This is a genomic window from Pseudomonas saudiphocaensis (assembly GCF_000756775.1).
Lineage (GTDB): Bacteria > Pseudomonadota > Gammaproteobacteria > Pseudomonadales > Pseudomonadaceae > Stutzerimonas > Stutzerimonas saudiphocaensis.
Genome location: NZ_CCSF01000001.1, coordinates 2,002,001 through 2,016,327 on the forward strand (window position 1 = coordinate 2,002,001; position 14,327 = coordinate 2,016,327).

At 62.8% G+C, this 14,327-nt stretch carries 12 protein-coding genes; 2 read left to right on the forward strand and 10 right to left on the reverse strand.

The window, feature by feature from the left end; genetic code table 11:
• Positions 1 to 36: 36 nt before the first annotated feature.
• Positions 37 to 1,110 (forward strand): NAD(P)-dependent alcohol dehydrogenase, encoded by a 1,074-nt coding sequence (locus tag BN1079_RS09360; RefSeq protein ID WP_037023890.1) that lies wholly within the window; start codon positions 37 to 39, stop codon positions 1,108 to 1,110.
• A gap of 246 nt (positions 1,111 to 1,356) precedes the next feature.
• Here BN1079_RS09360 and serB read toward each other — a convergent pair whose 3' ends face one another.
• Positions 1,357 to 2,571 carry a phosphoserine phosphatase SerB gene (gene serB, locus BN1079_RS09365; RefSeq protein WP_037023892.1) on the reverse strand — a complete coding sequence of 405 codons (1,215 nt, stop codon included), beginning with the start codon at positions 2,569 to 2,571 and terminating at the stop codon, positions 1,357 to 1,359.
• A 182-nt stretch (positions 2,572 to 2,753) separates the two neighbouring features.
• Here serB and BN1079_RS09370 point away from each other — a divergent pair, with 182 nt between their 5' ends.
• A complete protein-coding gene (locus BN1079_RS09370; RefSeq protein WP_037023894.1) occupies positions 2,754 to 4,280 on the forward strand; it encodes an AhpA/YtjB family protein in 1,527 nt (508 codons plus the stop codon).
• 140 nt (positions 4,281 to 4,420) lie between these two features.
• On the opposite strand, the gene BN1079_RS09375 is transcribed toward BN1079_RS09370, so the two are convergent.
• The 9 genes from BN1079_RS09375 to BN1079_RS09420 form a co-directional block, all read right to left on the reverse strand.
• Complete coding sequence (locus tag BN1079_RS09375; RefSeq protein ID WP_081950847.1) at positions 4,421 to 5,059, reverse strand: PqiC family protein; 639 nt, start codon at positions 5,057 to 5,059, stop codon at positions 4,421 to 4,423.
• 342 nt (positions 5,060 to 5,401) lie between these two features.
• Positions 5,402 to 7,657 carry a DNA topoisomerase IV subunit A gene (gene parC, locus BN1079_RS09380; protein ID WP_037023896.1) on the reverse strand — a complete coding sequence of 752 codons (2,256 nt, stop codon included), beginning with the start codon at positions 7,655 to 7,657 and terminating at the stop codon, positions 5,402 to 5,404.
• Positions 7,654 to 8,181: a retropepsin-like aspartic protease family protein gene (locus tag BN1079_RS09385; protein ID WP_037023898.1), complete on the reverse strand. Its 528-nt coding sequence runs from the start codon at positions 8,179 to 8,181 to the stop codon at positions 7,654 to 7,656. Before BN1079_RS09385 ends, parC begins: the two co-directional genes overlap by 4 nt.
• Positions 8,181 to 9,152 carry an esterase-like activity of phytase family protein gene (locus BN1079_RS09390; RefSeq protein WP_037023900.1) on the reverse strand — a complete coding sequence of 324 codons (972 nt, stop codon included), beginning with the start codon at positions 9,150 to 9,152 and terminating at the stop codon, positions 8,181 to 8,183. Before BN1079_RS09390 ends, BN1079_RS09385 begins: the two co-directional genes overlap by 1 nt.
• A gap of 11 nt (positions 9,153 to 9,163) precedes the next feature.
• A complete protein-coding gene (gene parE / locus BN1079_RS09395; RefSeq protein WP_037023902.1) occupies positions 9,164 to 11,050 on the reverse strand; it encodes a DNA topoisomerase IV subunit B in 1,887 nt (628 codons plus the stop codon).
• Positions 11,051 to 11,068: 18 nt separating this feature from the next.
• A complete protein-coding gene (locus BN1079_RS09400) occupies positions 11,069 to 11,686 on the reverse strand; it encodes a YqiA/YcfP family alpha/beta fold hydrolase (protein WP_037023903.1) in 618 nt (205 codons plus the stop codon).
• Between the two features lie 493 nt (positions 11,687 to 12,179).
• Positions 12,180 to 12,995 carry a 3',5'-cyclic-AMP phosphodiesterase gene (gene cpdA, locus BN1079_RS09410; RefSeq protein ID WP_037023906.1) on the reverse strand — a complete coding sequence of 272 codons (816 nt, stop codon included), beginning with the start codon at positions 12,993 to 12,995 and terminating at the stop codon, positions 12,180 to 12,182.
• Positions 12,996 to 13,215: 220 nt separating this feature from the next.
• Complete coding sequence (locus BN1079_RS09415) at positions 13,216 to 13,662, reverse strand: DUF1249 domain-containing protein (RefSeq protein ID WP_037023907.1); 447 nt, start codon at positions 13,660 to 13,662, stop codon at positions 13,216 to 13,218.
• Entirely contained in the window at positions 13,659 to 14,276 is a 618-nt protein-coding gene (locus BN1079_RS09420; protein WP_037023908.1) for an NUDIX domain-containing protein, read from the reverse strand. Before BN1079_RS09420 ends, BN1079_RS09415 begins: the two co-directional genes overlap by 4 nt.
• Positions 14,277 to 14,327 lie beyond the last annotated feature (51 nt).

A 14,327-nucleotide genomic window follows, 5' to 3' on the forward strand; every position in this document is an offset into this window, starting at 1 on the left:
TAGAGTGCATTGACGCACCCTGCCAGGAGAACTGTCATGTCCATGATGAAAGCCGCCGTATTCGTCGAGGCGGGCCGCATCGAGCTTGCCGACAAACCCATCCCCCAGCCAGGCCCCAACGACGCCCTGGTGCGCATCACCACGACGACCATTTGCGGCACCGATGTGCACATCCTCAAGGGCGAATACCCGGTGGCGAAGGGGCTGACCATTGGTCACGAGCCGGTGGGCATCATCGAAAAGCTCGGCAGCAACGTAAAGGGCTACGAAGAAGGTCAGCGGGTGATCGCCGGCGCCATCTGCCCGGACTTTTCTTCCTACGCCAGCCAGGACGGGGTCTCGTCACAGGCTGACGGCTGCAGCTGCCACGGGTACAAGCCCATGGGCGGATGGCGCTTCGGCAACACCATCGACGGCACCCAGGCCGAATACGTGCTGGTGCCCGACGCCCAGGCCAATCTGGCCCCGGTGCCTGACGCCCTCACCGACGAACAGGTGCTGATGTGCCCGGACATCATGTCAACCGGCTTTGGCGGCGCAGAAAAGGCCGACATCAAGATTGGCGATATCGTGGCGATCTTCGCCCAAGGCCCCATCGGCCTGTGCGCCACCGCCGGAGCGAAACTGCGCGGTGCAAGCTGCATCATCGTTGTTGACGGTGTCGATTCACGGCTGGAGATCGCCAGGCAGATGGGCGCCGACGTCACGCTGAACTTCAGAAACGTCGATGTGGTGGAGGAAATTCTCAAGATCACCGGCGGCCGTGGTGTGGACGCCGCCATCGAAGCGCTCGGCACCCAGCTCACCTTCGAGCAGTCCCTGCGCGTGCTCAAGCCCGGCGGCACCCTGTCCAGCCTGGGCGTCTACTCACAGGACTTGAGCATCCCTCTAGGCTCCTTCCTCGCCGGCCTGGGCGATCACAAGATCATCACCTCGCTGTGCCCCGGCGGTAAGGAACGCATGCGCCGCCTGCTCAACGTGGTTGCCTCCGGCCGAGTCGATCTCGCTCCACTGGTCACCCACGAATACAAGCTGGACGCCATCGTCGACGCCTACGACCTGTTCGCCAACCAGCGTGACGGCGTATTGAAGATCGCGATCAAGCCGTAACCCCGTAGGACGAGCCATGCTCGCGGAGCTGTTCGCGGGCATGGCCCGCTCCCACGAAAGCCATACCACCTACCTGCTTTTTCTGTGGGAACGGGTCAACAAACTGCTGTGTAGCTTGGTTCGCGGGCGTGGTCAGCTCCTCCGAGGAGGAGCAGCCCGCATGCTTATGTGGGAACGGGCCATGCCCGTGAATGGCTTAAAGCGCTCTTCGCGGGCATGGCCCGCCCCCATGGCCGCGGCCCTTTGCTATTCCAGCCCTTCCCGATCGCGGAATCCCAGCAGATAGAGAATCCCGTCCAGCCCCAGGGTCGAGATGGCCTGTTTGGCCGACTGCTTGACCAACGGCTTGGCGCGGAAGGCGACACCGAGGCCTGCCAGGCCGAGCATCGGCAGATCATTGGCGCCGTCGCCGACGGCGATGGTCTGCTCCAGACGCAAGCCTTCCTTCTGCGCCAGCTCGCGCAGCAGATCAGCCTTGCGCTGGGCGTCGACGATGGGCTCGATGGCCACGCCGGTCAGTTTGCCGTCGACAATTTCCAGCTCGTTGGCATAGACATAATCGATGCCCAGCTTCTGCTGCAGCTGCCTGGCGAAGTAACTGAAGCCGCCGGAAAGGATCGCCGTCTTGTAGCCCAGTCGCTTGAGCTCGGCAAACAGCAGCTCGGCGCCTTCGGTCAGCCGCAGCGTGGCACCGACTTCGGCCAGCACGCTTTCTTCCAGACCTTCCAGCAACGCCAGGCGCTCCTTGAAGCTGGCGCGGAAGTCCAGCTCGCCGCGCATTGCCCGCTCGGTGATTTCCGCAACCTGCTCACCGACGCCGGCGGCCTTGGCCAGCTCGTCGATGACCTCGGCCTCGATCAGCGTCGAGTCCATGTCGAACACCGCCAGACGGCGATTACGACGGAACACCGAGTCACGCTGGAAGGCGATATCAACGTTCAGCTCCTGAGCAACGCTAAGGAACTCCGCGCGCAGGGCATCGATATCGGCAGGCTCGCCACGCACCGAAAACTCGATGCAGCCCTTGCCCAGCTCTTCCGGCATATCCAGCGACTGGCGCCCGGAAAGCCGGTCGATATGGTCGATGTTCAGACCGTACTTGGCGGTGATCGAGCTGACACGCTGCAACTGCTCAGCCGTGACCTTGCGTGTCAGCAGCGTGACGATGTGGCGCGGCTTGCCCTGGCCGGCCACCCACTGCTGGTAGTCGGCTTCGGCAACCGGCGTGAAACGCACCTGCTGGTCATGCTTGTAGCCCATGAACAGCACGTCTTTGAGCACCGAAGATGCACGTTCGGTATCCGGAATTTCCACCAGAATGCCGAACGACAGGGTGTCGTGGATCACCGCCTGGCCGATGTCGAGAATGCTCACGCCGCCCTGGGCGAGCACACCGGTGATGGCAGCTGTCAGGCCGGGACGATCTTCCCCGGTGATGTTGATCAGGACGATTTCGCGCAAGGCGCAGCTCCCATGGCAAAGAAGGCGGGCATTCTACAACAGCCAACGCGCCGCTGGCGGCTGCTCGGACACCTGCCATGAGACTGGCATGCAATTCATCTGCTTTACAGTGCAGACCTTCAGCCTCCGCCGTGCTTTCCGTATACTGCGCGGCACTTTCCTTATGAGTAGAGCCGCGCTCTGTGAACCGGCCCGCATCCGTCAAGCCAGACAACTTCTTCCTGCTGATCTACCGCGCGCTGCGCCAGCGTCGAATTCCGCTGGCGTTGCGGGTGGTCAGCCACACCCTGCTGCTGGTTACGCTGGCATTGCTGATCCATGCCTGGGTCATGGGCATCCAGTACAAGAACGCCATGCAGCAGCAGGCCGACGCGCTCGGCCAGAGCCTGATCATGCAAACCGCAGCCTCGGCCACCGACCTGCTGGCAGCCAATGACATCCTCAGCCTCAATGTGCTGTTGAGCAACCTGGTGAAGAACCCGCTGGTGGCCCATGCGGCGATCTACAGCGTGGACAACCGGGTCATGGCCGAGTCCGGCTCCCGTCCCCAGCGCAACCTGCTTGGCAATGAAGAAGGCCTTTACTCCACACCCATCAGCTTCCAGGAAGTGATTGCCGGGCACTTGCGGATCAGCCTTGACCTGCAGAAACTTCGCCAGCCGATGTCCATCAGCCTGCAGACCATGGGGCTGATCAGCCTGATCGTGCTGGTGATTTCGCTGGCGCTGAGCATGCGTCTGGGCCGACAGCTGTCAACGCCGCTGCTGCAACTGCGGGTATGGCTGCGTGACCCGGATGATCCGGCGCCGGGCGCAGCGCGCCAGGACGAGATCGGTGATCTGGCGCGGCAACTGCAAGCACGCCTGGTGCCGGAAGCCCCCGAGCCCGAAATCGAGCTCGATGACAGCCTGGGTGATGTCTACACAGCGGATTTCGAAGTGCCCACCCTGCCGCGCGCTGACGCACATTACGCCGACGACGGTGGTGCTGATGACAAGCTACGAACGGAAGAAGACTCTCGGCTGAGCAGTGCGGACGACTTTGACCCCTTCGATGACGACCCGCCCTTTGCTGAACCGCCACGCCCTGCGCCTTACATCGCGCCCGCGCCGCAACCGGTCATCGCCGGCAAGAGCGCCGTGCTGGCTATCCAGCTGGGTGCCCAGGAGCAACTGCGCCGGCTGCCCCGCCCCCGCCTAACCGAACTACTGCAACGCTACCGGGACAGCCTGCAGCAGGCGGCGACGCTCTATCAGGCCGAATTGCATACGCTCAACGATGGCAGCAGCCTGATGCTGTTTCACAGCCAGGACGATGAGCAGAACTACCTGACCCACGCTATCTGCTGCGGCGAGCTGATGCGCGCGCTCGGGCACGCCTTGCAGATCGAGGTGGCCGACACCGGCATTACCCTCAACCTGCAGCTGGGCCTGACTCAAGGTGAGGATCTGTACGATCTCAGCCAGGGCGATCTGCTGCTCAGCCAGCCAGCGCAGGCGGCACTGGAGATGTCCCTGCACAGCCGCAACCTGCTGCTGATCGAGCGTGAAATTGGCAACGACCCGCTGATTCGCCAACGCGCCAGCATTCGCTCCATCGCCAGCCCAGAGGGCGCCTGCTGCGTCGAACGCCTGCTCGAGCCCTACCCTTCGCTGCTCGAGCGGCAACTGACGCGCATGCGTGAGCTGCGCAACCGTAAGCTGGATTGACAACTGGGACTGAGAATTCGGCGCGCCCGGCTTTCACCTTCGACTAAGTCCCACCGGGCCACGGGCATGGCCCGTTCCCACAAAAAGCAAGCGGACTACCCTTCCGGTAGGAGCGGGCCACGCCCGCGAACAGGCCAGACTCAGAAGCGAAACACTTCCAGATCCGTGCGGATCGGCTCGATGGCGTTGATGACCGGCTGTTGTGGCTCCGGTTTGGCGGGCGCCTTAACTACGGGATTGCTGCGCCTGACCGGCGCCTTTGCCGTGGCCAGTGGTTCGATTGCACCGGCTACCATTTCGCTAAGCCGCTGCAGCAGCACGCTCTGAGCCCGCACCTGATCGGCGGTACTGCCCTGATGCTCTTCCTGCAGGCGTACCAGCCTACTCCCGTGGCGCTTGCCGTTGGCGTCCAGAAGTCGCCACTGAGCTTCGAGCACCGCCGGATGTTCGGGGCCGGAATCCAGGCGGGTGATATCGAGTTCGACCTGCACGTCAGGCTTGAAGCCTTTTCCGGGGTTGAGCTCCAGACGCTGGGTTTTCAGCCGCGAGGCCAGCTGGCGCAACAACAGCTGGTCAATGTTGCCCTGCAGGCTACCGGCCCAGCGCGCCTTCTGCCCTTCCGGGGCCAGGCTGCCATCGGGCAGGCGTTGCAGGAGCGCATCGTGCTGCAGGTAGTCCGCCAGCGTTACCGGGCCCAACAATACGGCCACCTGGCCTTCCTCGGCGGGGATCTCGGTAGTACCTGTATCAAGTCGGTACATGGGTACCGGCTGCGTCATGCAGCCGGCCAGGCTGGCACAGGCCAGCAATACTACAGTCGAGAAGCGCAACACGTTCGTTTCTACCTCTACTCGCGACCGGCGCTTGTCAGCCGGACGACCGGCTGTATCGACGAATAGCCCCTCGCCGCCGCTCGGCTGCCGATCTTCTTCGAGTCGCAATGATGTGAAAGCCCGCTATCTTCCGTGAATTGAGCTACGGACGCCACCCTGCATACGTGAGCATTCCTTACTGCGTTCGCCCCTCGGCCACGCGGAAGCCCTTTAGCCGCAGGCGGCCTTTCAAGGCCGCTCGCAACACCGCTTTGCTACGCGGGTAACTGCCTACTAGCGGCCTGCCAGTCATGTCGCCTCGACCAGCAGCCCATCCACTCGCTGGAAGCCACGCGGAAGCTTGTTACCGCGCCGGCCACGCTCGCCCTTGTAGTGCTCCAGATCGTCAGCACGCAGCGACAAGGTACGCTTGCCGGCCTGCAGCACCAGGGTCGCGCCAGCAGGCAGCACGGCGAGGTCGACCACATATTCCTCGCGGCTGGCCACCCGATCACCGGGAATGCCGATGATCTTGTTGCCCTTACCCTTGCCCAACTGCGGCAGATCGCGCACCGGGAATACCAGCAGGCGCCCCTCGGTGGTCACCGCCGCCAGCCAGTCTTCCTCGCGGCTGCCGAGCGGACGCGGGGCGATGACCCTGGCCCCGGCAGGCAGCGACAGCAGTGCCTTGCCGGCCTTGTTTTTGGCCTGCAGATCTTCGCCCTTGACCACAAAACCGTAGCCGGCATCCGAAGCGATCACATAGAGCGCATCGTCCTCTGGCAGCAGCACACATTCGAAAGCGGCACCGGGCGGCGGCGTCAGGCGGCCGGTCAGCGGCTCGCCCTGGCCGCGTGCCGACGGCAACGAATGCGCCGCCAGCGAATAGCTGCGACCGGTGGAATCGATAAATACCGCGTACTGGTTGGAGCGTCCGCCAGCGGCCGCCTTGAAGCCGTCGCCGGCCTTGTACGATAGCCCGGTGGCATCGATGTCGTGCCCCTTGGCGCAGCGTGCCCAACCCTTCTCGGAAATAACCACGGTTACCGGCTCGGACGGCAGCAACTCGTTTTCTGTCAGTGCACGCGCCTCGGCCCGCGCAACGATGGGCGAGCGACGATCGTCACCGTAGGTCTCGGCGTCTTCCAAAAGCTCCTTGCGCACCAGCTTCTTCAGCTTGGCTTCGCTGCCCAGCAGTGCCAGCAGCTTCTCGCGCTCCTTGGCCAGCTCGTCCTGCTCGCCGCGGATCTTCATTTCTTCCAGCCGCGCCAGCTGACGCAAGCGGGTATCCAGGATGTAGTCGGCCTGCAGCTCCGACAGCTCGAAGCGGGCCATCAGCACCGGCTTGGGCTGGTCCTCGGTACGGATGATATGGATCACCTCGTCGAGGTTGAGGAACGCCACCAACAAGCCTTCCAACAGGTGCAGGCGCTTTTCCACCTTGTCCAGACGGAACTGCAAGCGGCGGCGCACGGTGCCGATGCGATAGGTCAGCCATTCGGACAGAAGCACTTGCAGGTTCTTTACCTGCGGCTTGCCGTCGAGACCGATGACGTTGGTGTTGACCCGGTAGCTGGACTCCAGATCGGTGGTAGCAAACAGGTGCTGCATCAGCTCGTCGGCATTGACCCGATTGGAGCGAGGAATGATGACGATACGGCACGGGTTCTCGTGGTCGGACTCATCACGCAGGTCGGCCACCATCGGCAGCTTCTTGGCCTGCATCTGCGCAGCGATTTGCTCCAGCACCTTGGCACCGGAAACCTGATGCGGCAGCGCGGTGACGACGATATCGCCATCATCGACCCGGTATACGGCACGCATGCGCACCGAGCCGCGGCCGGTTTCATAGATTTTCAGCAGGTCCGCACGCGGGGTGATGATCTCCGCCTCGGTCGGGTAATCCGGCCCCTGTACATGCTCGCAGAGCTGTTCGACCGTGGCCTTGGGTTCATCCAGCAAACGCACGCAGGCCGCGGCGACTTCGCGCAGGTTGTGCGGCGGCACGTCGGTGGCCATGCCCACGGCGATGCCGGTGGTGCCATTGAGCAGCAGATTGGGCAGGCGCGCCGGCAGGGTTGCCGGCTCATCCAGGGTGCCGTCGAAGTTCGGTACCCAGTCCACCGTACCCTGGCCCAGCTCCGACAGCAGGGTTTCGGAATAACGCGACAGCCGCGCCTCGGTATAACGCATGGCGGCGAAGGATTTCGGATCGTCCGGCGCACCCCAATTGCCCTGGCCATCGACCAGCGTATAGCGGTAGCTGAACGGCTGCGCCATCAGCACCATGGCTTCGTAGCAGGCGGAATCGCCGTGAGGGTGGAACTTGCCGAGCACGTCGCCCACGGTACGCGCCGACTTCTTGTGCTTGGCGTCGGCGTTCAGGCCGAGTTCGCTCATGGCGTAGACGATGCGCCGCTGCACCGGCTTCAAGCCGTCGCCGACATGCGGCAGGGCGCGGTCCATGATCACGTACATGGAATAGTTGAGATAGGCCTGCTCGGTGAAGTCGGCGAGGGAGCGACGCTCCACACCGTCCAGGCTCAGGTCGAGAATATCGCTCATGGTCGATCCGTGGCGTGTTGGCGCAGCACCAGAGTGCCGGCGCGCTGGGTGAATTCGAGTTGTTTCAGGGCACTCATGCCCAGCAATATCTGTTCGCTGTCAAAGCCCGGCGCAACGATGGCACGTACGTCGCGCAGGACGATGTCACCTATGCTCAGGCTGTCGAGCACCGTGCGATAACCGGTGGTCTGGCCGTTGGCCGTCTGCAGCAGAATCGGCGCACCGCGCTCAAGCCCCAGCTTGCTGGCGACCTCAGCCGGAATGGCGACATCGGTGGCGCCGGTATCCAGCAGAAACACCGCCGCTTCGCCATTGATCCGCCCGCTGGCAACGAAATGACCCTGGACATTGCTTTCCAGCAGCACTTCGATATGCCCGCTGCCGACATGCGAAACGGGTTGCTGGTTGGGATTGAAGCGGCTCTGCTCCCAGTCGGCGAAAAATCTTGTCGCCAGCAGGATGCCTATTCCCCAAGCCAGTACCAGCATGACCCGGCCGGCACGACGACCCGCAGGCTGGCTCACTACTTGGCACTCCAGCCGCCGGGCGGCGCGGCGAAACGCCAGACAATCGGACGCTTCTCGCCATCCGCGCGGGTCTGGGCGTTGTTGTCCACTCCGATCCAGGCGCCCTGCTCATCCAGCGACAGCGCTTCGGCATTGCCGAACGGCGTGTCATAGCGACGAGAATCGGCCAACACCGTGGCGGCATAAGACCAGCAACGCTCGGCCTTGCCGCTGGCCAGATTGCGACGGCAGACTCGGTGGGCATTGGGTTCGAGGGTGAACAAGCGCTCGTTGAAATAGGCCAGCGCGGAGAAGCTTATCGGCAATGGCCGCTCGCCCAGCGCCGGCGGAGGCAGCTCATTGCCGCCCTCGACCAACAGCACGCAGCCACCAGTACATTGCCAGCTGCTCTGGTTGCGATGCATCACCAGCAGGCCGCGTCGCTCACGCTCGGCTGCGAGCCACATCCGCCCGGCATCCGGGTCGACGGCGATACCCTCGAACATGGCATTGAACTTCAGCAACATGCCGCTGGCGCGCGCCTGCCGGATCAAAGCGGAAGGCAGGTTGAGCCACTGCGACGTACCCGCCGGGCTCACCCTGAGCACAGCGGCATGCGCCTCGCTGACCAGATAGCGATTGCCCAGACGGTCGCAGGCCAGCCCTTCGAAATCCATCTGCCCGCCGCGCACCATGCCAGTGGCCTGGGTGCGCATGCGCATGCCCCAGGGCAGACCGGTATCGGGCACAGGCGGTAGCTCGAAGTGCTCCGTTTGCGCCTGCCAGACGGCATCGCCATCTCCAGCATCGAGGCGATAAAGCAGGTTGTCCTCACGGTCGGAAACTACCCACAGACCATCGCCGCACCAGGCCATGCCGGAGAGGTTGCCAGTCTCCATGCCGGCGACAGGATGCTCGCTGACCAGCTCAAGCTCAGGATTCGTCTCGCTAGCCCAGGTCGGTGCCGCCAATGCCAACAGCAGCGCCATAGAGCGCCAGTTCAAACCAGCACCTCGGCCAGGTTGCCCTTGGATTCCAGCCAGCTTTTACGGTCACCGGCGCGCTTCTTGGCCAGCAACATGTCCATGATTTCGCGCGTGCTGTCGAAGTCATCCAGCGTCAGCTGCACCAGCCGGCGGGTATTCGGATCCATGGTGGTTTCGCGCAGCTGCGGCGGGTTCATCTCGCCCAGGCCCTTGAAGCGCGTGACCTGCGGCTTGCCGCGGCGCTTTTCGGCCACCAGGCGCTCGAGAATGCCATCGCGCTCGGCTTCGTCCAGCGCATAGAAGATGTCCTTGCCCAGGTCGATGCGGTACAGCGGCGGCATGGCGACGTAGACATGCCCGGCCTCCACCAGCGGGCGGAAATGCTGGACGAACAACGCACAGAGCAGTGTGGCAATGTGCAGGCCATCGGAGTCGGCGTCAGCAAGGATGCAGATCTTGCCGTAGCGCAGCTGTGAAAGATCCGCCGAACCGGGATCCAGGCCGATGGCGACAGCAATATGGTGGACCTCCTGACTGGCCAGCACTTCACCGCCGTCCACTTCCCAAGTGTTGAGGATCTTGCCGCGCAGCGGCAGGATCGCCTGGAATTCCTTGTCCCGCGCCTGCTTGGCGCTACCGCCAGCGGAATCGCCTTCCACCAGAAACAGTTCAGCACGGGCCGGATCCTGACCGGCGCAGTCAGCCAGCTTGCCCGGCAGCGCCGGGCCCTGAGTGACCTTCTTGCGCTCGATCTTCTTGCCCGCCTTGAGCCGCCGCCCGGCGTTGCTGATGGCCAGCTCGGCCAGTTGCAGACCCAGCTCGGGATGGGCGTTGAGCCACAGACTGAAGGCGTCCTTGACCACACCGGAAACGAAGGCCGCCGCTTCACGCGACGACAGGCGTTCCTTGGTCTGGCCGGAGAACTGCGGCTCCTGCATCTTCATCGACAGGACGAAGGCAATGCGCTCCCAGATATCCTCCGGGGCCAGCTTCACCCCGCGCGGCAGCAGGCTGCGGAACTCGCAGAACTCGCGCATGGCGTCCAGCAGGCCCTGGCGCAGGCCGTTGACGTGGGTCCCCCCCTGAGCCGTGGGGATCAGATTGACGTAGCTTTCCTGAACGCTGTCGCCACCTTCAGGCAGCCACAGCAGTGCCCAGTCGGCCGCCTCGGTGTTGCCGGCCAGGCTGCCGGTGAAGGGCTCATCCGGCAGGCGTACGAACTCGCTGACCGAGTCGATCAGATAGGAGCGCAGGCCGTCTTCGTAATGCCACTCGACCTTCTCGCCAGTGTTCTTGTCCTCGAAACTGACATTCAGCCCGGGACAGAGCACCGCCTTTGCCTTGAGCACATGCTTGAGGCGGCTGATGGAGAATTTCGGCGAATCGAAGTATTTCGGGTCGGCCCAGAAATGCACGCTGGTACCGGTATTGCGTTTGCCAACGCTGCCAACGATCTCCAGCTCGCTGCCCTTGAAGCCATCGGCAAAATGCATGCGGTACTCGTTGCCATCGCGCTTGACGGTCACCTCGACTCGCGTCGACAGCGCGTTGACCACGGAAATCCCGACACCATGCAAGCCACCGGAAAACTGGTAGTTCTTGTTGGAAAACTTGCCGCCTGCATGAAGCTTGGTGAGGATCAGCTCGACGCCCGAAACGCCCTCTTCCGGATGGATATCCACCGGCATGCCGCGGCCATCGTCGATGACCTGCAGTGAATTGTCCTGATGCAGGATCACCTGCACCGTGCTGGCATGCCCGGCCAGCGCCTCATCGACGCTGTTGTCGATAACTTCCTGCGCCAGATGGTTGGGCCGCGAGGTGTCGGTATACATACCCGGGCGCTTGCGCACCGGGTCAAGGCCGGAGAGGACTTCAATGGCTTCTGCGGTATAAGACATGGGCGTTTCGTGATGTCCTTAGAGATCGGAGAAATCGACTTCGATAAATTCAGCCGGCGCAAATCCGGCAAACGCCAGCAACGCCGGAATCCGCTCGGCAAAGCCCTGAAATCCGTGATCGCCGCCCGCCTGAATGCGTAACGCGCAGCCACGATAGAATTCCACCGCATCGCGGTAATCCAACGTCTCGTCGCCGGTCTGCAACCAGACCTGATAACGCTCGGCATCCTGCGGCGGCGCCACTTCCAGTTCCGCCAGAGCGGCGATGTGATCCTGGGTGAGCTCCCAGACTTCACCGGTATAAAGGTTGGTCTGCGGACCGAGATAACCGTCGAAACGGCGATGCGGCGTCACCGCTGGATTGATCAGCAAAGCCTTGAGCCCGTGACGCTCGGCAAGGTGCGTCGCATAGTAGCCGCCGAGCGAACTGCCGACCAGCACGGGACGCCCCAACTCGGCGATGGCCGTCTCAAGCTGAGCGATGGCCTGGCGCGGATGATGATGCAACGCCGGCACCTGCAGTCGCGCGCTCATCCCGATACGCTCCAGCGCAGCCGTCAGCTGGCTCGCCTTGTGCGAAAGTGGAGAGCTATTGAGGCCGTGCAGATAAAGAATCGAAGACGGGCAACTGGACATGGATACAGTTCATCGAAAAGGACTAAGGCTACAAGGCGCCCACCCGCTCCTGCAACCCGAACGCAATCAGCCCACCGTTACCATCGTCACTAAAAGCAAGCGGACTACCTTCCGGTAGGAGCGGGCCACGCCCGCGAACAAAACCCACACCCCAGCGCGGAACCCTTCACGGGCATGGCCAGTTCCCACGAAAAGCTAGCGAGCTGCACTCCCCTGTAGGAGCGGGCCATGCCCGCGAACAGCGCAGGCCCCTTCACGGGCACGGCCCGTTCCCACGAAAAGCTAGCGAGCTGCACTCCCCTGTGGGAGCGAGCCATGCCCGCGAACAAAACCCATACCCCAGCGCAGGCCCCTTCACGGGCATGGCCCGTTCCCACGAAAAGCAGGCGGGCTGCATGCCTCTGTAGGAGCTGGTCACGCCCGCGAACGAAACCCACACCCCAGCGCGGCCCCTTCACGGGCATGGCCCGTTCCCACAAAAAGCTAGCGGGGACTAATATCCCTCGATGCTGTAGTCCACCCCGAAGTCCACGCCTTCCACCCGCGACACGCCGGTTTCGAGCTGGCCGTCAGTATGCAACCGCAGCCAGCGATAGCCGGGGGCGAGTGTGTCTACCTGGAATTTTTCACTGCCAGCGGCGAACTGCACGCCGGTAGACGGCGAGGCCAGCAGCCGCACGCCGTTGCGCTGGCCATCGAATTCCTGGTGGATGTGGCCCCAGAGCAGGGCTCTGACATTGGGGTGGCGATCCAGCACTTTGAATAGCGCCTCGCTATTGTGCAGGCCGATCTGGTCCATCCATTGACTGCCGATGGATACCGGATGGTGATGCAGGCAAATCAGATGGTGCCTGTCCGGCGCTTCCTGCAAGGCGCGCTCAAGCAATTCAAGCTGCTCGCTGCTCAGCATGCCGAAAACCGACCCGGGCACCAGCGTATCGAGCATCACCACACGCCAGGCACCGATATCGAGGACCGGCGCCATCAGCTCACTGCCTTGCGTGACCTGCTGCATCGCCGCCAACTCGTCATGGTTGCCGGGGCACCAGCGCGCAGGCGCCTGGATGGGTTCGCAGAGCGTACGGAAAAGTTCGTAGGAGGCTGTAGAGCCATCCTGGGACAGGTCGCCTGTCGCCAGAATCAGGTCTACACGGGGCTGTTCATCGAGTACTCGCTCGACGACGCGCTGCAGTCCTTCGGCCGTGTCCATGCCCAATAGCCTGTCGCTCGCTTCGGCGAACAGATGGCTATCGGTCAGCTGCACAAGCAGAACCGAATCGGTCTTAGCGGTAAGAGATTGGACAGGCAAAACCCCGTCTCCTTTGCCCGGATGACGGGAGGAATTATGGTTGCAGGTGATCGCGAGTTAAACCGCGCATTGCGGGCGTGGGTCACAGATAGACCGTTTTGTCCAAGTGACATACCGGCTCACCCAACCGCTCACGATGCCCCTTTCAGGCATGTCACTTTGCCATTACCCGGCAAGGAAATACAGCCGAAATTCAGGCCGCAACCCTAAACCAAGCGCCCTAGAGCACTGGTTCCAGCTCATACCCACAGGCCAGGCAATGTCCCAGCCATTCACCAAGAAACAGGTTGAGCTGGTTCTTCTCGTTGGGCTGATGCATATGCGCATTGGGGTAGGGATAAATGCCGCGAAAGCGTCGCGCATTTTCTGCGCTGATCACCTCGGCCATGCGCGCATCGTGATAGACCCGCACCTCCATCCGCGGTGCCGGCAACCAGGGCAGGCAGTGCTCCTGAGTGATACGCAGCGTGCTGGTATAAGGACAGTTCTCCACCACCTGCAGCACCAGCACGCCCAGCAGTCGATCCCCTTGGCTCATTGCTATACGGCGCACATCGGGCTGGTCGCGCATATCGGGTAGCAACTGCATAAGCCGAACATAGTTCGCCTCACAGGCCGACTGCAATTCCAGCAGATCGACACGATAGCGCTCGCGCTTCACCCTCATGCCCAGGCCTCCCTGACTTCATCGCGGTTCAAGGCCAGCCATTGCAGGGCAATGATGGTTGCAGCGTTGTCGATGCTACCGTCTCGCAAGGCAGCCAGCGCAGTATCCAGCGGCCAAACCATCGCGCGAATATCCTCGCCTTCCTCTTCCAGACCAAACACGCCGCCTGCACCCAGGCTGCTGCAGCGCCCCACATAGAGATGAATGCGCTCGGTGCTGCCGCCCGGCGAGGGGTAATAAGCGGTGACCGGCCAGAGTTCACCGATCTCCAGCCCGGCTTCTTCCACGGCTTCGCGGCGGGCCACTTCTTCGGGTTGCTCGTCCTTGTCAATCAGGCCGGCTACGGTTTCCACCAGCCATGGGCTGTCGCCGCGCGCCATAGCGCCCATACGGAACTGTTCGACCAGTACCACCTCGTCGCGCTGCGGGTCGTAAGGCAGCACGCACACGGCATCGTGACGCACAAAAAGCTCGCGCTCGATTTCTGCGCCCATGCCGCCTCGGAACAATCGATGACGCAGCCGGAAGCGATCCAGGTTATAGAAACCGCTGAAACAGCGATCCCGCTGGATAATTTCCACGTCATCGGGCCCGGCTTTGAAAATCTCGGTCATTGCACACTCACATATCGGTTATTCCGGGACGCGAAGCGCCACAGAAAAGAC